The sequence below is a fragment of the Alphaproteobacteria bacterium genome (assembly GCA_030740435.1).
Classification (GTDB): domain Bacteria; phylum Pseudomonadota; class Alphaproteobacteria; order UBA2966; family UBA2966.
The window spans coordinates 1-17,114 of the sequence record JASLXG010000183.1 but is presented as its reverse complement, the minus strand read 5'-3'; the positions used below and the strand labels follow the sequence as shown (position 1 = coordinate 17,114).

Genomic DNA, 17,114 nt, shown 5'->3' with positions numbered 1-17,114 from the left:
GAAACGCTACGGACGTCGCCCGCGAGCGAGCGCTTGCCCTGATCGCCGCCGCCCCGCCCGAGGGCGTCCTCGACGAAGCCGCCAGACACGAGATCGCAGACCTCGTCGCCACCGCCGAGCGCCACATCCTGGAAGCCGCCAACAGCCCCGTTGTCAACAAGACAATCTAGAGCAAGGTTCCGCCGGGGAGAAATGCGGGTTAGCAATCCACAACAAAATAGATCGAAATTGCCCGCTTATTCCTTTGCAAGCTGAATGTCGTAGCGGGTGCTGCGCCCGCCGCCTCGCAGCTTCCTGATCGCGCCCATTTTCAAAAGGCGGTCTAGATCACGGGTGGCGGTTGCTTTTGAGCAATCCGTAATTTTGGTGTATTTCTGCGCGCTCATTCCGCCTTTGAAGCCATCCGGCCCGGCCCGGAGCATCCGGCTCAGGACTTTGGTTTGACGCGCGTTGAGCGTAGCCGCGAAAGCATCCCAAAAACGCGCTTTGCAGAGCACATATGAAATTTGCTCTTTGGCCTGTCTCTGAGAGTCAAGGACCAGGCCCGTGAACCACACCAACCACTGGGTGATATCCAAACCGCCGAGACTGGCCCGCGAGAGGGCATCATAGTATTCCTGCTGCCGCGCCTGGATGGTGGTCGAGAGGCTCATGAGCACCGGATGCCCCAGTTCCTGAGACAAGGCGATTTCCGATATGGCGCGACCCACGCGGCCATTGCCGTCGGAGAACGGGTGAATGCACTCAAAATACAAATGCGCCACACCGGCCCGCACCGCACCCTTCATGTTTTGGCTGCCATTGAACCAGGCAACAAAGCGAGACATTTCCGCCGGCACCTGCGATGACGGCGGCGCCTCGAAATGGATCTTTTCCTTGCCCATGGCACCGGAGACGATCTGCATGGGCTCAGGATTCGTTCGCCATTTGCCGACGTCGAATTTTTCGCGTTCAAGGCGCCCAACAATGATCCTGTCCTGCCATTGGCAAAGACGGTCCGCGCTCAACGGTTCGGCAAAATGATCCCGCACAGAGATCATCAGGGCAGCAACACCTTCGGCTTTCGGGTCCCGAACCGTCTCTGGCGTGGGGTTCAAGCCAAGCTGGTTGCGGATGGATGAGCGAACATCTTCACGATCAAAATTCTCGCCCTCGATCTGCGAAGTTTTCACGGCCTCCGAAACCATGAGATCGATCAGAGCATCGGTTTTTTCGGCCTGCGAAAGATGCCTTACCTCGCCGACAAGGCCGCTAGCCTCAAGCCCATAGGCATAGGCGTTGCCGTCGACGGCATCCGCATCCCAGGTGAATTGCGGCCATTCCGCCTGCTGCCAGATATACGCCACTTCCTGTTCCCGGCAGTTTGCCCGATAGCCTCGTGAGCCGATCATACCATCTATTTGGCGCAAAATAAGCCAAAAATTGAGCCGAATAACCGTCCTGTTCGGCTCGGAGCAAGTGGGCGCTAAGGCCTGAGCCCGTAACTGCGCCGCCCGGGCTGGCGCAAGGGCGCCGCCAGGTTGGCGAACTCGCAGAGCAGCGGCCGGGTGTCGCGGGGGTCGATGACCTCCTCGACCAAAAAGGCCTCGGCCGTGCGGAAGGGCGAGCGCACGTGGTTGAGGCGTTCGATGATTTCCTGGTGCAGCGCCTCGGGGTCCTCCGAAGCCTCCAGGTCGGACTTGTAGGCCGCCTCTCGATGCCGCCCTCGATGGGCAAGCTCCCCCAGTCGCTGGAGGGCCAGGCGTAGCGGTACTTGAGGCGCGCGGCGTTGGTGTGGCCGGCGCCCGCCACGCCGAAGACGCGGCGGATGATGACCGAGCACCAGGGCACGTTGGCCTGGTAGATGGCGGAAAGCGTGCGGGCGCCGTGGCGGATTGTTGCCGCCTTCTCGGCGTCCGTGCCGATGACGAAGCCCGGGTTGTCGACCAGATGCACCACCGGCAAGTGAAAGGTATCGGCGAGATCGACGAAGCGCGTCACTTTGTTCGAGGCATCGGCCGTCCAGCCGGCCCCGAAGAAATAGGGGTCACCCGCCAGCAGCGCCACCGGCCAGCCGTCCAGGCGGGCCAGGCCGGTGATGGCCGAGCGGCCATAGAATTTTCCCATCTCGATGAAGCTGCCGGCATCGACCACCGCTTCGATGATCTTGCGCATCTTGTAGACCTTGCGGTTGTCGCGCGGCACGGCGTCGATCAGCCAGTCGTCGCGGCGCTCGACGGGGTCGTCGCAGGGTCTCCGGTCCGCCAATTCGAAAACCGAAGGCGGCAGGTAGGAGAGGAACCGCCGGGTGCGCTCGAAGGCCTCTTCCTCGCTTGCCACCTCGTCGTCGATGGCGCCGTTGCGGGTGTGGATGGCGCTGCCGCCGAGCCCCTCCTTGTCCACCGCCTCGCCGGTGCGGGCCACCACCGGCGGCCCGGCCACGAAAAGCTGGGACTGGTCCTTGATCATCAGCGAATAGTGGCTGGCCACGGCCCGGGCGGCGCCCAGGCCGGCCACCGGTCCCAGGGCCAGCGCCACCACCGGCACCTGGGACATGTTGTCGACCACCCATTCCCAGGCCGGGTTGGCCGGCAAATAGGTGCGGCCGTCCACTTCCAGCGTTTTCACCGAGCCGCCGCCGCCGGTGCCCTCGATCAGGCGCACCAGCGGCAGCCGGAGTTCATTGGCCATCTGTTCGGCCATGATCTGCTTGGCCTTGATCGAGGCATCGGCGGCGCCGCCGCGCACCGTGAAATCGTCGCCCGAAACGATCACCGGGCGGCCCTCGAGCTTGCCGCGGCCAAACACCGTGTTGGAGGGGCGTAATTCGACGAGCTCGCCGTTTTCGTCGTATTCGCCGCGCCCGGCCAGGGCGCCGATCTCGTGGAAGCTGCCCTCGTCGAGCAGCAGTTTCAGGCGTTCGCGCACCGTCAGGCGGCCGGCATCGTGTTGGCGCTTGATCTTGTCGGGGCCGCCCATCTTCTCGATCATGGCGGAGCGCCGCCGCAGCTCTTCGATTTCCGGTTTCCAGGTCACGGTTGCGAAGCGCCTCTTATGCCGCTTGGGCGAGCTCGGCGACCCCTGCTGCCAGCGACAGCAGCACCTCGTCGGCTTCCCAGGGTGCCATCAACGAGAGCCCGACCGGGCAACCCTCGACCTCGGTCAGCGGGATGTGGACCTGGGGCAGGCCGGCCAGCCCGGCCGGGCAGGTCAGCGCCATGGTGGCATCGCGGAACTGCTGCAATTCCTCGGCCCCGGCCTGGCGGCTGGGCGCCAGCCCCGCCGTGGGCATGCAGATCAGGCCGTCCTCGCCAAGTAGCTCGATCATGCGCCTGACGGCCTGGCCGCGCTTGGCCTGGGCCTTGGCCATCTCGCCGCCGGTGACGCCCGAGGCAAAGCGCATGCGATCGACCACGCCGGGACCGAAGCTGGGGCTTTGCTGCTTGATCCAGCCGCGGTGATTTTGCCAGATCTCGCCGGCCTGCAGTACGCGAAAGGCCTGGTACCAGCTCTCGGTGCCGTCCTCACTGAGCAGCGTGGGCTCGGCCTCGAGGCCCGTCGCCGCCTCGATCAGGGCGACTTTTTCATGCAGCGCCACCGCCACACGGGGCTCGACCCGGGCGAACATGTCCTCGGGCAGCAGCAGGCGGCCCGGCCGAAAGGCGGCGCCCTCGCCGTAAAGCAGCACCCGGCCCAGCTTTTCGAAAATGGCGCCGTCGCGGCTGAACCAGCCCACCACGTCGAACGACGAGGCCAGCGCCACCACGCCCTCGGCCGAGATCCGGCCGTGGGTCGGGCGGATGCCCAAAAGGCCGCAAAATGCCGCCGGCACGCGCACCGAGCCGCCGCAGTCGGTGCCCAAGGCAAAATCGACCAGGCCGCCGGCAGCCGCCGCCGCCGAGCCGCAGGACGAGCCGCCGGTGACGCGCTCGGGCGCCCGTGGATTGACGGGGTCGCCGTAGTAGGGGTTCGAGCCCACCATACTGAAACACATCTCGTCGCAAATGGTCTTGCCCACCAATTCGGCCCCGGCCTCGAGCACAGCGCTCACGGCGGCAGCCGTGGTCTCGGCCGGCGGGTGGCTGGCGGCCCAGTCGGCGTTGCCGTTGCCGGTGACGTGGCCGGCCACGTCGAAGGCGTCCTTGGCCGCGAAGCGGAGGCCCTGAAGCGGGCCGGCGGCGGCACCGGAGAGCCTTACGTCGCTACCGGGCAGGTAGGCACCGAAGGTATCGTCGGGGGCGTTCATGGCCTGGCAAGTCTCGCTTTTGTGGGCAATGTTGGGCGCCAGACTGCCATGCGCCGTCAGGCCTGGCAACGTGCCGGCCGCATGGATGGCCTTGGGTGGGAATTTCGTGCTAAGCCAGGGGCCGCTACAAGGACCGACATTTCAACGCCATCATTTTGTGATAGCGGGTACCAGTCTTCCATGAACAGCCCCCAACGATCCTGGCCCGGCGACATCCACCGGGAGCTTTCGGCCGCCGGCGTGCGCCAGGTGGCCTATGTGCCCGATGCCGGGCAAGCCGAATTGATCATTCGCTGCCAGCGCGACAACGCCATGACGGCGGTGCCGCTGACCACCGAGGAAGAAGGCATCGGCGTGCTGGCCGGGGCCTGGCTGGGCGGCCAGCGCGGTGTGTTGTTGATGCAGTCGAGCGGCATCGGCAACTGCGTCAACATGTTCGGCTTTGCCCGCACCTGCCGTATGCCGCTGCTGCTGCTGGCCACCATGCGTGGCCAGTGGGGCGAGTTCAATCCCTGGCAATTGCCCATGGGGCAAGGCGCCCAGCCGGTGCTGGAAGCCTCGGACGTGATGGTCTTTGTGGTCGAAGAGGCGGCCCAGGCGGGCGAGACGGTGGCGGCGGCGGCGCGCATGGTATTCGAGGGATCATCCTCGGCGGCGGTGCTGATCAACCAGCGTGTGGTCGGCGCCAAGACTTTCGACAAGGACTAGGTGATGGCGGAGGGACGGGCCGAAAGCTATCCGCTGCGCCGCCGAGAGGTGGTGGCCAAGCTGCTCGAAGACCGCGGCGACATGCTGTTGGTGGCGGGGCTCGGGGCCTGCGTCTGGGACGCCACGGCGGCCGGCGACAGCGACCTCAGCTTTCCCTTGTGGGGCGCCATGGGGGCGGCCTGCAGCATCGGGCTGGGGCTGGCCTTGGCCCAACCGGAACGCCGGGTGCTGGTGATCACCGGCGACGGCGAGATGCTGATGGGGCTGGGCAGCCTGGCCACGGTGGCCGTGCAGGCGCCGGCCAACCTGGCGATAGTCGTGCTCGACAACGAACGCTACGGCGAGACCGGCATGCAGGAGACCCACACCGCCTATACCACCGATCTGGCCGCCATGGCGGCGGGGGCGGGGCTGGGGCAGTGCGGCACGATCCGCGATCAGGCCGAGCTCGAGGCCGGGCTCGAGGCCATCCGCACGGCGCCCGGGCCGCTCTTCAGCGTCATCAAGATCCGCGCCGAGAACCTGCCGCTGGTGCTGCCGCCCAAGGATGGTGCCTACCTCAAGGACCGCTTCCGCCGAGCCTTGCTGGGTGCGCCGGCGTTGGCCTGAAGCATGATCGAGGCTCGGGGGCTGCGAAAAGTCTTTCCGCCGTTGACGGCGCTCGATGGCGTCGACTTCGCGGCCCACGACGGCCGGGTCACCGGCCTGATCGGCCCCAACGGCGCCGGCAAGACCACGGCGCTCAGGATCCTTTACACCCTGATGCGGCCCGATACCGGCAGCGCCCGCGTCGACGGCTTCGACACCGTCAGCGAGCGCCGCCGGGTGCAGTCCCGTATCGGCGTACTGCCCGACAATCGCGGCCTCTACCAGCGCCTGACGGCACGCCAGCACGTGCGCTATTTCGGCCGCCTGCACGGCCTCGGTGGTGGCGAGCTCGAGGGGCGCATCGATCAACTCGTCGAGATCCTGGGCATGGCCGATTTCGCCGAGCGCCGCGCCAAGGGCTTTTCCAAGGGCCAGTCGGTCAAGGTGGCCCTGGCCCGGGCCCTGGTGCATCGGCCGCAGAACATCCTGCTCGACGAACCCACCAACGGCCTCGACGTCACCTCGGCCCGCGTCGTGCACGAGTTGATCCGGCAGCACCGCAGGCAGGGCCGCTGCATCCTCATCTGCAGCCACCTGATGCAGGAGGTGGCGCTCTTGTGTGACCACCTTGTGGTGTTGGCGGCCGGCCGCGTGGTGGCCCAGGGCGCGCCCGACGCACTGCGCCGCCAGACCGGCGAGAACGATCTGGAGGACGTTTTCCTGGCCCTCACCGGGGCCCGCGAGCCGGGCGGTCATGTGGCGTAGCATTTTCGTCGTCTTTGCCAAGGAGGCGGTCGACAACATCCGCGACCGCCGCTCCTTCCTTTCGGCCTTGGTCTATCCGCTGCTCGGGCCGCTGTTGCTGGGGGGCATGATCTCGGCCGTCAGCGGCGTGGTCTCCGACAATCCCGAACGCATCGTCACCATCCCGGTGGCCGGGGCCGAGGGGGCGCCGCACCTGATGAAATACCTCGACCAGCGCGGCATCCGCGTGGCCGCGGCGCCGGCCGACGTGACGGCGGCGGTGCAGGAGGGCAGCGTCGACAGCGTGCTGGTCATCGCGCCCAACCACCGCCAGCGATTCGAGGCCGAGAAACCGGCCGGGGTGCGTCTGATCGTCGACTCATCGCGCCTGCCGGGGCTGTTGTCGGTGAGCCGTATGCTGAAGATCCTGGGCGACTACAACCGCCACGTCGGACGCCAGCGTCTCGCGCGCAAAGGCATCGATGCCCGCCTCGCCCAACCCCTGGCGATCAAGAGCGTCAACGTTGCCAGCCGCGCCAACCTGACCGATTTTTTTCTCTTCATGGTGCCGCCCTTCGTCATCTTCGCCGTTTTCCTGGGCGGCGTCTATTTGGCCATCGACACCACTTCGGGCGAGCGCGAACGGGGCACGCTGGAGCCTTTGCTGATCAACCCGGTGGCGCGCTGGGGTTTGATGCTGGGCAAATTCCTGGCGGCGCTGCTCTTTACCATCGTCGCCGTGGTGGTGCAGCTGGCGGCCTTCAAGCTGACTTTCCTGTGGGTGGCGGGGGCGGAGTCGAATTTTTTCCGGGCCTTGGATTTCGGGGCCATGGCCATGATCCTGACCTTGGCACTGCCGCTGATGGCGCTGGCGGTCAGCCTGCAGGTGGTTATCGCCGCCATCACCCGCAGTTACAAGGAGGCCCAGACCTACCTCGGGCTGTTGCCGCTGGTGCCCGCCATTCCCGGCATGGTGCTGATCTTCGCGCCGGTCAAATCGCAGCTTTGGATGATGTCCATTCCGGCCTTCTCGCAGACCCTGCTGTTCGGCCAGGCCTTGCGTGACGAGGCCGTGAGCTGGGCCGGCGCCGCCACTTCAGCCGGTGTCACCGGGGCCTTGGCGCTGGGGCTGCTTTATGTTGCCGCGCGGCTCTACGAGCGCGAGGAACTGGTCTTCGGCCGGCGTTGAGGGGGCCGTGACCGATCAATCTTCGGGCTTCGACCCCCGCACCATCCGCCGCCTGGTGTCGGTGCACTACTACGGCCGCTCGGGTTCGTTGTTTCTCCAGAGCCTCTTGGACGGCCACCCCGACATACTGATGTTTCCGGCCGACTATCTGGCTGGCTTCCGCATTTTCTGGGACCAGTTCGGCGATTTGGCGGCTAGCGACCTGATGGCTGCCTTCCTGGGCAATTACGAGATCCTGTTCGATGTCGACAGCACCGACAAGGTCATCGGCGTGGGCCAGTTTCTCGGCCAAGACTACGATTTCGCGGCCATGGGGCCGGGCCGTGACGAGCGCCTCGAGGTCGACCGCCAGGACTTCACCGTGGCCCTGATCCGGGCCCTCTCTTTCGAGGTCGACGAACTCTCCAGTCAGCAGGTCTCGCGCAAGTTCTTCTTCCAGGCGCTGCACGTGGCCTATGCCGAGGCGCTGGGCCGTGATTTTCAAAGCCCGGATCCGATCATCGTTTTTCAGGCCCACAACCTGGATGTCACGGTGATCGACCGTTTGTTCGAGGACTTCTACCCCCACTATCGGTTCTTGCACACCGTGCGCGAGCCCATACAGACGCTGGCCTCTTGGTACCAGCACATGTTCGGCGAGTCCGCCAGCGCCGTTCTCGAACTGGTCGAGATCGCGCTGGGCCGCGGCCTCGATCACGCCAAACCCATTCTCAGCCAACTATTACCTTTGCCTGAAGCGTGGGGATGGGGCGGCCGCCGAGGGCGACAGCGACATCGTCGATTGGGATGCCGAGAACAGTGCCGCAGTGCGCCTCGAGGACCTGCACCTGGCGCCGCGAGCCACCCTCGAGCGGCTCAGCCGTTGGCTCGACATCCCTTGGCACGAGGCGCTGATGCATAGCACCTTCGCCGGCCGAAGCTGGCACTGGACGACCGGCGGCCGCACCCTCAGCGGCTTTCAGCGCCACACCATCAGCGACCGCCACAGCACCATCATCGCTCCCTTCGACCGTTTCCGGCTGCGCTTTTTGTTTGCCGATAAATTTGCCGCCTGGGGTTACCAATTGCCTGGCGGCTATCACTGGCCGGTGCTCAGGCTGCTGGCTTTCGTGCTCTGGCTGTTGCCTTTTCGCATGGAGGCGCGGTTGTGGACCAGGCTACCGGGTGAGCAGCCGCTGCCCAGTCCGGGGGCCAAGCTGGTGGCCTACGCCCGGTTGCGCCGGGTTATCATCCGCGACTGGTGGCGCGACCGCCGCCAGGCCATCCCGCTGTTGCGGGTACTTTGAAGAAAGGTGGCCGGGCCAGCCATGATCTGAAACAGACCTTTTTTCGGGGTCGGCGACTTGGGTATCATCGGCCGGCGGCAGCAGAACGAGGAGACGAAGATCTTTGGTCGAGAATTTCATCATCATCGGTACCACGTCGCCGCGCGCCGGGAATCGCCAGATCGCCTTCTGGCTGCTGGCCTGTAGTGCCGTGATCTTCGCCATGGTGGCGCTGGGCGGGCTTACCCGGCTGACCCATTCGGGGCTTTCCATGGTCGACTGGAAGCCCCTCACCGGCTGGCTGCCGCCGTTGGGCCTCGAGGCCTGGCAGCTGGAATTCGAAAACTACCAACGCTTCCCAGAATACCAGAAGCTGAACCAGGGCATGACGCTGGCGGAATTCAAATCGATTTTCTGGTTCGAGTTCTCCCACCGCCTGCTGGGGCGCGGCATCGGCGTGCTCTACTTCGTGCCCTTCGTTTTTTTCCTGCTGCGCCGCAGGATCGACCGCCAGCTGTTGCCCAGGCTGCTCTTTCTGTTCGTGCTGGGCGGCCTGCAGGGCGTGCTGGGCTGGTGGATGGTGAAGAGCGGACTGGTCGAGCGGCCCGACGTCAGCCACTACCGGCTGACCGCCCACCTCGGCCTGGCGGTGCTGATAATGGGCTATATGGTGTGGCTGGCCGTGGGGCTGTTGCTGCCGAGGGCGGTGATCGCCGACGATCGTCTGATCGGTCTCAGCCGTTTCGCCCAGGTCATGGCGCTGCTGGTGTTCGTCGTCATTCTGTCCGGTGGCCTGGTGGCCGGGCTCGACGCCGGCTTCGCCTACAACACCTTTCCCCTGATGCAGGGCCGTCTGATGCCCGAGGGTCTGTTTGATCTCACGCCCTGGTACCGCAACTTCGGGGAAAACCTCATCACCGTGCAATTCGATCATCGCTGGCTGGCCCTGATCGCGCTGTTGGCCGTGGTGGCGCTGTGGCAGCAGGCGCTCAGGCGCGGCGTAACCGGCTCGCTCAGGTCGGCTTTTCACCTGGTGCTGATTCTGGCCGTGATCCAGGTCGGCCTGGGCATCGCCACGCTGGTGCTGGTGGTGCCGCTAAGCTTGGCGGCGCTGCACCAGGCTGCTGCCTTGGCCTTGTTTTCGATGATCGTGATCGCGGCCCGGGCGACCCGACAGGCGGCCGGCTGATGAGCGACGCCGTGCTGCTTTACATGACCGCCGGCGATGCCGAAGAAGCGGCCCGCATCGGCCGCGCCTTGGTCGAGGAAAGGCTGGTGGCATGCGTCAACGTGCTGGGGCCGATGCGTTCGATCTTTCGCTGGCAGGACGAGGTTCAAGACGATGCCGAGGTGGCGTTTTTGGCCAAGACCCGGAGCTCGCTGGTGGCCAAGGTCAGCCAACGCGTCAAGGCCTTGCATTCCTACGACGTGCCCTGCGTCGTGGCGCTGCCCATCGTTGCCGGCAACGACGCCTTTCTCGACTGGATCGCCAGCGAGACCGGGGGCGAAGATCGGGGCCAAACCTGATCAGGGTGAGAAATGCGGACGAGAAACCTGACCCTGATCTTCGCCGGCTGCGCCCATGCCTATTCGCATTTCGTGATCCTGCTGTTTGCCACCGTGGTGCTGGCGCTGGAGGGCGAGTGGGGGCTTGGCTATGCCGATCTGCAATGGCTTTCGGTGCTCGGATTCGTGCTCTTTGGCGTCGCCGCCTTGCCCGCCGGCTGGATCGCCGACCGCTGGAGCCAGGCCGGCATGATCGCCATCTTCTATTTCGGCGTCGGCGGGTCGCTGCTGATGATTGGGGTGGCTTCCTCGCCCACCGGCCTGATGCTGGGTTTGACGGCGCTTGGCCTGTTTGCCTCGATCTATCATCCCGTGGGCATTCCCTGGCTGGTGCGGAACGCCGCCAACCCGGGCCGGGCGCTGGGCATCAACGGCGTTTTCGGCAGCACCGGCACGGCCTTGGCGCCGGTGGTGGCGGGCGGCCTGGCGCAGTACTTCGGCTGGCGCCTGGCCTTCATTGCGCCGGGGCTGGTGTGTCTGGCGCTGGGCCTGATCTATTTGTGGGCCCTGAAGCGCGGGCTGTTGCGCCAGGCACCGGCCAGTGCCGCCCGGTCGCAGCCGACTTATTCCGGGGCCCAGCGCTTGCGGGTGTTCCTGGTGCTGGGGGCGACGGTGATCTGCACCGGACTGATCTACCAGTCGACGGCGGTGGCGCTGCCCAAGATCATCGACGAGCGTCTGGGCCAGGTCATCGGCGGCGTCTTTGCCGTCGGCGGCATCGTCACGCTGGCCTACATCGGCTCGTCGGTGACCCAGGTGGTGGGCGGCGAGTTGGCCGATCGCTTCCCTCTCAAGCCGATCTACGTCTTTTCCCAGCTTTCCCAGGTCCCGGCCATCTATCTGGCCTACCAGATGCGCTCCCCGGCCCTGGTCGGTGCGCTGATCCTGATGGTCAGCCTCAACACCTTCGGCCAGCCGGCCGAAAACTCGCTGCTGGCGCGCTACGTGCCCAGCGACTGGCAGGGCCGCGCCTTCGGCGTCAAATTCGTGCTGGCGCTGGGCGTCGGCGCGCTGGGCGTCTCGTTGGTGCCGTTCGTGCACGGCCTCTTCGGCAATCTGGATCCGCTGTTCTTCGTGCTCATCGGTTTTGCCGGCTTGGGCTCGCTGGCCGCCCTCAGCCTGCCGCCGACGCCCAGCGGCAAGGCGGCGAAGGAGGCGGCGGCGGAAAAACCGGCCGAGTAAGCCGAACTCTCAACCGTCAAGCCCGCTCAAATCCCAGCCAGCGCCTGGTCGAGATCGCGTATGAGGTCGTCGACGCTCTCCAGCCCGATCGACAACCGCACGACCTCGGGGCCCGATCCCGCCGCCCGCAGTTGTTCTTCGCTGAGCTGGCGATGCGTCGTCGAGGCGGGGTGGATGATCAGGCTGCGGGTGTCGCCGATATTGGCCAGGTGGGAAAAGATCTCGACGCCCTCGACGACCTTCAGGCCGGATTCGTAACCACCCACGACGCCGAAAGTGAAGACCGATCCCGGCCCCTTGGGCAGGTACTTCCGCGCCAGCTCGTGGTAGGGGCTGGATTTGAGGCCGGCATAGGAGACCCATTCGACACGGGCGTGGGCCTCGAGGAATTCGGCCACCGCCTGGGCGTTGGCGACGTGGCGTTCCATGCGCAGGGCCAGGGTCTCGATGCCGGTCAGCACGAGGAAGGCGTTGAAGGGCGAGAGCGCCGGGCCCAGGTCGCGAAGGCCCTCGGCGCGGGCCTTCATGGTGAAGCCGAAATCGCCGAAGGTCTCATAGAAGGTGAGGCCATGATAGGATTCCGACGGCTCCGTCAAACTAGGAAACTTGTCGTTCTGGCCCCAGTCGAAACGTCCCGATTCGACCACCGCGCCGGCCATCGCATGGCCGTGGCCGGAGAGAAACTTGGTGGCCGAATGCACCACCAGATCGGCGCCCCACTCGAAGGGCCGGTTGAGATAGGGCGTGGCCATGGTGTTGTCGACGATCAGCGGCAAGCCGGCCTCGTGGGCGATGGCGGCCACCGCTTCCATGTCGACGATGATGCCGCCGGGATTGGCCAGGTTCTCGATGAAGATGGCCTTGCACCCGGGCGTCAGCGCCTGGCGGAAGTTTTCCGGATCGGTGGGGTCGACCATGTGGGCGGTCCAGCCCAGTTTGCGGAAGGTGTGGGTGAACTGGGTGATCGAGCCGCCATAGAGGTTGCGCGACGCCACGAACTCGTCGCCCGGCTCGAGCAGCGTGAAGAAGGCCAGCACCTGGGCGGCATGGCCCGAGGCACAAGCCACGGCGGCACGGCCGCCCTCCAGGGTGGCCAGGCGTTCCTCGAGCACCGCCACCGTGGGGTTGGTAATGCGCGAATAGATGTAGCCGAAGGTCTGCAGGTTAAACAGCGAAGCCGCGTGGTCGGCGTCGTCGAAGACGTAGGCCGTGGTCTGGAAGATGGGCGTCGAGCGGGCCCCGGTAGTGGGGTCGGGGCTGGCCCCGGCGTGGATCGATTTGGTCTCGAAGCCGTAGGGCGGCGGCGCTTCCTGGTCGCTCATGGCAGGGGGTTCCTTAGATGCCGCTAACCAACCCGGCGGCGTTTGCTCGAGATGATGCCGGTGTTGATGCCGCCCCAGCCCAACTCGCCATAAAGCCGGCCGTATTCGATCTTGACGCAACGATTCATGATCACCGTGGCACCGGCCGTTTCGGCCCGGGTCGCGGCTTCGGCGTGGCGAATACCCAGTTGCATCCAGACGATGGGGATGTTCAATTCGAGAGCCTCATCGACGATTTCGCTGACCGCCTCGGGCTTGCGGAAGATATCGACCATGTCGATCTTTTCCGGGATGTCGGCCAGCCGGGCGTAGGTCATTTCGCCCAGGATTTCCGATCCCGCCCGGCCCGGGTTGACCGGAATGACGCGATAGCCCTTGCCTTGCAGGTACTTCATGGCAAACGAAGAAGGCCGTTTCCAATCGGCACTGGCCCCGACCAGGGCGATGACGCGGCTTTGTTCGAGGACGCGGCGCAACAGCGCGTCGGAATAGTATTCGTCGGCGGTGGCGGAGGGCATGGCGTCTCGCTAGTTGGCCGGGGCACCGCACGGTAGGCCGATTTGCAGCCAGGCGCAAAGAAAAGGGGCGGCACCAGCTGGTGCCGCCCCGAAGGGATTTGTTTGGCGGTTAAAGCGAGGCCAGGAACTCGTCGACCTTCTGGCGCATCTGTTCGCCCTCATTGGCTAGGCTCTCGGCCGCCGACAGCACCTGGCCGGCGCTCTGGCCGCTTTCGCTGGCCGAGGTGCTGACGCCGGTGATATTGGAGCTCACTTCCTGGGTGCCGTTCGAGGCCTCCTGGACGTTGCGGCTGATCTCCGAGGTGGCGGCGCTTTGCTGCTCGACGGCCGAGGAGATCGAGGTGGCGATCTCGCTGATACGGCCGATGGTCTGGCCGATGCCCTGGATGGCCGACACCGCATCCTTGGTGGCGCCCTGGATGGCACCGATCTGGCTGGCGATGTCTTCGGTGGCCTTGGCGGTTTGCGTCGCCAGGCTCTTGACCTCGGAGGCGACAACGGCAAAGCCCTTGCCGGCTTCGCCGGCGCGGGCCGCCTCGATGGTGGCGTTCAGCGCCAAGAGGTTGGTCTGGCCGGCGATGTCGCTGATCAGGCTGACCACGTCGCCGATCTTCTGGGCCGCCTCAGCCAGGCCCTGGACGGTCTGGTTGGTGCGTTCGGTCTCGGTTACGGCTTCTTGTGAAATGCGGGCCGAATCGCTGACCTGCGAGCTCACCTCATGCACCGAAGCGGCCAGTTGCTCGGCCGCCGAGGCGACGGTCTGGATATTGGCCGTGACCTCCTCGGAAGCGGCGGCAACCGTTGTGCTTTGGGCCGCCGTTTCTTCGGCCGCCGCGGCCAGGGACTCCGAACTCGCTTTCATCTCGGTAGAGGCCGAGGCCACCACTTCGACCACCTCCTTGACGTCGGTGGCGATCCTGATCTGGTCGGTGACCACGCTCCAGCAGAGCATGGGGCCGATGTAGCTGCCGTCGTGGCCCATGACGGCGCTGGCCTCGAGCTTGAGGTTCTCGTTGCCCAGCGTGATGGTGGCGCGGTGCGGCAGGTTGGCCGGATCGGTCAGGATCCGGCGCTGATGACCGGGTTCCTTGTGGAAGATGTCGATGCACTGACCCATGAGGTCGTCGGCCTTGACCGGCAGGTGCTCCTGCAGCGTGGTCAGTGTCTTCTTGGCCTCGGTGTTGAGGTAGGTGATGTTGAGGGTCTCGGCGTCGGCCATCATGACGTTGATGGGCATGTCCTCGATCATGCGGAAGAGGCGGGCCGATTCGGCGGCTGCCGCCTCCATCGACTGGCGGGCGTCGTTGATCACCTGGGCGCCGCGGCGGAAGTCGCCGAGGATGCCGCGGACCATGAATTCGCGGAAGAACTTGCCGTCGTTGGCGGCCTGCAGCGAGGCACCGGCCTCGCGCACGAAGGCGTCGGCCATGTCGAGCACATGGTTGATGCTACTCATGGTCTCGGCCAGATCGCCGAACTCCTCGATCTCGGTGAGGCGGGCCTCGAGATCGCCACCGGCGGCCTGCTGGCAGGTGGTTTTGATCTTGTCGAAGGCCCGGCGGTAAAGCTCGAGCTCAGCCCGGTTGGTGTCGGCTTGATCCGCGCTCTCTTGAACCAGGTCGGTGTCCTGGCCTTCCACTTCCTGGCGCTGCTTTTTGAAACTAAGGAATCCCATCATCTTGCTTTTCCTGAATGTGTCTTCGGTCTGGGGACCCCGTCTCAGGGGCCCATGGCGTGGTGGCGGCCCTAGGCCGCCAGCGACCAGACGAATTCGTCGTATTCGATACGGTTTTCCTTGAGCAGGGCGACCAGGGCTCCGAACGAGGCTTCGAGACCGTCGCGATCGTTACTGTGGGCCTGCTACCGCTGGCCGGCAGCAATCACTATAGTGCTGCTATGAACTCCTCGACCGCCGAGGAGATCGAGTTGGCGATCTCGTTGATGCGGCCGATGAAGCGCCTCGTGGTAATGCATAACGGAAGCAAGAATGTGATCTGTTCGCAATAAACCAAGGAGCGAATCGACATTGGCTCAGTTTTCCGCAAAATGCTCGCGCCACAGTTTGCTCCCGGCCCCTCCAGCCACATTTCCGCCCAAGGTACTCAGGGATGTCCGAAAGCCCCCGTATCAGCCCCGAGGATTTCATCGCTCTGGCCCGGGAACAAATTCCGCTGACCGCCATTTTGGGCTTCGAGGTGCTTGAGATCGGCTACGGCCACGCCCGCCTGGTCATGCCCTTCAAGAACGACCTCTTGCGGCCTGGCGGCACGCTGGCCGGGCCGACGCTGATGGCGCTCGCGGATGCCGCGGCGTGGGCCGTCGTTTTGGGCATGATCGGTCCCAGCGAGCAGACCGTTACCACTAACTTCCACTGCCATTTCCTGCGCCGGCCCGAGCCTGTCGACACCGTCGCCGAGGCTCGCATTCTCAAACTCGGCCGGCGTCTGGCCGTGGGCGACGTGGCGATCTATTCCGAGGGTGATGACCAACCCGTGGCCCAGGCCAGCGCTACCTACGCGATTCCCTCGAAATGACACCCCGGCGCGGATGTGGTATTATATTACCGCACTGGTAATAGACTGAAAAACAATCGTTTTTCCGGTTGACTCTGGCTTTTGCTGTGACATACTCCGCCGCCGCCACAGAGCCAACACAGAACCAAGCGCAGCAATCGAGACCTGTAATGAAAACCTATTCCATGAAGACCGCCGAGGTCGACAAGAAGTGGCTGCTGGTCGATGCCGAGGACGTCGTGCTGGGCCGCCTGGCCGCTGCCGTGGCGACGCGGCTTCGGGGCAAGCACAAGCCGGGCTACACGCCGCACATCGACTGCGGTGACCACATCATCGTGGTCAACGCCGAAAAGGTGCGGCTGACCGGCCAGAAGCGGGCCCAGCGCACCTACTACCGCCACACCGGCTACCCCGGCGGCATAAAAAGCCGCACCGCCGATCAGATCCTCAGCGGCAAGCACCCCGAGCGCGTGGTCTACAAGGCTATCGAACGCATGATCCCCCGCTCGCGCATGGGCCGCCAGCAGATGCGCAACCTCAAGGTCTACGCAGGCAGCGAGCACCCCCACGAGGCGCAGCAGCCCGAGGCCCTCGACCTGGCCGCCATGAACCCGAAGAACAAGAGGAGCGCCTGAGCATGGCGGAAGAAAAACACACGCTGGCCGACCTCAAGGATCTGACCAGCCGCGAGCCCGGCGAGCCCGAGGCCGAGGGCGAGGCGCCGGCCGAGGCGCCGGTGGTGGCCGAGCCCGAGCCCAGCGACGAGATCCAGCCCAACATCGACGCCCAGGGCCGGGCCTATTCCACCGGCAAGCGCAAGAACGCCGTGGCCCGGGTGTGGATCAAGCCGGGACTTGGCCGGGTCACCGTCAACGGCCGCGAGGGCGAGGTCTATTTCGCCCGGCCGGTGCTGCGCATGATCATCAACCAGCCCCTGGTGGCGGCCGACCGCAATGCCCAGTACGACATCTGGTGCACCGTCAAGGGCGGCGGCCTCTCGGGCCAGGCCGGAGCGGTGCGCCACGGCGTCAGCCGGGCGCTGGTGGAATTCGAGCCCACGCTTCGCCCGGTGCTCAAGAAGGGCGGGTTTCTCACTCGTGATTCCCGCGTCGTCGAGCGCAAGAAATACGGCCGTGCCAAGGCGCGCCGCAGCTTCCAGTTCTCGAAACGTTAGGGGGACCGGGAAACAGCCAGCAAAAAGGGTCGCCGCGGCGGCCCTTTTTTTTTACTCTATGCCTAGCCCGCATTACCCGACCCCAACCCGTGAGGTTGATCATGTCCACCGCCAAACGCC

At 65.4% G+C, this 17,114-nt stretch carries 18 protein-coding genes and 1 pseudogene; 13 read left to right on the top strand and 6 right to left on the bottom strand.

Features of this window, described 5'->3' with window-relative positions; genetic code table 11:
• Positions 1-236: 236 nt before the first annotated feature.
• The 3 genes and pseudogenes from QGG75_17785 to QGG75_17775 all read right to left on the bottom strand — a co-directional run bounded on the left by QGG75_17785 (position 237) and on the right by QGG75_17775 (position 4,225).
• Entirely contained in the window at positions 237-1,346 is a 1,110-nt protein-coding gene (locus tag QGG75_17785) for a Fic family protein (protein ID MDP6069080.1), read from the bottom strand.
• Between the two features lie 119 nt (positions 1,347-1,465).
• A pseudogene (locus QGG75_17780) lies at positions 1,466-3,015 on the bottom strand (carboxyl transferase domain-containing protein).
• 16 nt (positions 3,016-3,031) lie between these two features.
• On the bottom strand, positions 3,032-4,225 hold the full coding sequence (locus tag QGG75_17775; GenBank protein MDP6069079.1) for an amidase: 1,194 nt from the start codon (positions 4,223-4,225) through the stop codon (positions 3,032-3,034).
• A gap of 180 nt (positions 4,226-4,405) precedes the next feature.
• Here QGG75_17775 and QGG75_17770 point away from each other — a divergent pair, with 180 nt between their 5' ends.
• The 9 genes from QGG75_17770 to QGG75_17730 all read left to right on the top strand — a co-directional run bounded on the left by QGG75_17770 (position 4,406) and on the right by QGG75_17730 (position 11,467).
• The gene (locus tag QGG75_17770) at positions 4,406-4,933 is read left to right on the top strand and encodes a thiamine pyrophosphate-binding protein (GenBank protein ID MDP6069078.1); all 528 of its coding nucleotides are present in this window, start codon (positions 4,406-4,408) and stop codon (positions 4,931-4,933) included.
• A 3-nt stretch (positions 4,934-4,936) separates the two neighbouring features.
• Entirely contained in the window at positions 4,937-5,542 is a 606-nt protein-coding gene (locus tag QGG75_17765) for a thiamine pyrophosphate-dependent enzyme (GenBank protein ID MDP6069077.1), read from the top strand.
• 3 nt (positions 5,543-5,545) lie between these two features.
• On the top strand, positions 5,546-6,286 hold the full coding sequence (locus QGG75_17760; GenBank protein ID MDP6069076.1) for an ATP-binding cassette domain-containing protein: 741 nt from the start codon (positions 5,546-5,548) through the stop codon (positions 6,284-6,286).
• Entirely contained in the window at positions 6,276-7,454 is a 1,179-nt protein-coding gene (locus QGG75_17755; GenBank protein ID MDP6069075.1) for an ABC transporter permease, read from the top strand. Before QGG75_17760 ends, QGG75_17755 begins: the two co-directional genes overlap by 11 nt.
• A gap of 7 nt (positions 7,455-7,461) precedes the next feature.
• A complete protein-coding gene (locus QGG75_17750; protein ID MDP6069074.1) occupies positions 7,462-8,355 on the top strand; it encodes a hypothetical protein in 894 nt (297 codons plus the stop codon).
• Entirely contained in the window at positions 8,348-8,740 is a 393-nt protein-coding gene (locus QGG75_17745) for a hypothetical protein (protein MDP6069073.1), read from the top strand. Before QGG75_17750 ends, QGG75_17745 begins: the two co-directional genes overlap by 8 nt.
• A gap of 103 nt (positions 8,741-8,843) precedes the next feature.
• Positions 8,844-9,908, top strand: coding sequence for a COX15/CtaA family protein (locus QGG75_17740; GenBank protein MDP6069072.1), 1,065 nt, complete (start codon positions 8,844-8,846; stop codon positions 9,906-9,908).
• On the top strand, positions 9,908-10,246 hold the full coding sequence (cutA, locus tag QGG75_17735) for a divalent-cation tolerance protein CutA (GenBank protein ID MDP6069071.1): 339 nt from the start codon (positions 9,908-9,910) through the stop codon (positions 10,244-10,246). Before QGG75_17740 ends, cutA begins: the two co-directional genes overlap by 1 nt.
• 12 nt (positions 10,247-10,258) lie before the next feature.
• On the top strand, positions 10,259-11,467 hold the full coding sequence (locus tag QGG75_17730; GenBank protein MDP6069070.1) for an MFS transporter: 1,209 nt from the start codon (positions 10,259-10,261) through the stop codon (positions 11,465-11,467).
• Between the two features lie 26 nt (positions 11,468-11,493).
• Here QGG75_17730 and QGG75_17725 read toward each other — a convergent pair whose 3' ends face one another.
• The 3 genes from QGG75_17725 to QGG75_17715 form a co-directional block, all read right to left on the bottom strand.
• Positions 11,494-12,789: an O-acetylhomoserine aminocarboxypropyltransferase gene (locus tag QGG75_17725; protein ID MDP6069069.1), complete on the bottom strand. Its 1,296-nt coding sequence runs from the start codon at positions 12,787-12,789 to the stop codon at positions 11,494-11,496.
• Between the two features lie 23 nt (positions 12,790-12,812).
• Positions 12,813-13,307, bottom strand: a complete 495-nt coding sequence (locus QGG75_17720; protein ID MDP6069068.1) for a CoA-binding protein — start codon at positions 13,305-13,307, stop codon at positions 12,813-12,815.
• A gap of 109 nt (positions 13,308-13,416) precedes the next feature.
• A complete protein-coding gene (locus tag QGG75_17715; GenBank protein ID MDP6069067.1) occupies positions 13,417-14,985 on the bottom strand; it encodes a methyl-accepting chemotaxis protein in 1,569 nt (522 codons plus the stop codon).
• Between the two features lie 56 nt (positions 14,986-15,041).
• On the opposite strand from QGG75_17715, the gene QGG75_17710 reads away from it, so the two are divergent.
• The 4 genes from QGG75_17710 to rpsI all read left to right on the top strand — a co-directional run bounded on the left by QGG75_17710 (position 15,042) and on the right by rpsI (position 16,994).
• Positions 15,042-15,314 (top strand): hypothetical protein, encoded by a 273-nt coding sequence (locus tag QGG75_17710; protein ID MDP6069066.1) that lies wholly within the window; start codon positions 15,042-15,044, stop codon positions 15,312-15,314.
• Positions 15,315-15,415: 101 nt separating this feature from the next.
• Positions 15,416-15,841: a PaaI family thioesterase gene (locus QGG75_17705; protein ID MDP6069065.1), complete on the top strand. Its 426-nt coding sequence runs from the start codon at positions 15,416-15,418 to the stop codon at positions 15,839-15,841.
• A gap of 149 nt (positions 15,842-15,990) precedes the next feature.
• Positions 15,991-16,455 (top strand): 50S ribosomal protein L13, encoded by a 465-nt coding sequence (gene rplM, locus QGG75_17700; GenBank protein MDP6069064.1) that lies wholly within the window; start codon positions 15,991-15,993, stop codon positions 16,453-16,455.
• A gap of 2 nt (positions 16,456-16,457) precedes the next feature.
• Positions 16,458-16,994, top strand: a complete 537-nt coding sequence (rpsI, locus tag QGG75_17695) for a 30S ribosomal protein S9 (GenBank protein MDP6069063.1) — start codon at positions 16,458-16,460, stop codon at positions 16,992-16,994.
• The last annotated feature ends 120 nt before the right edge of the window (positions 16,995-17,114 follow it).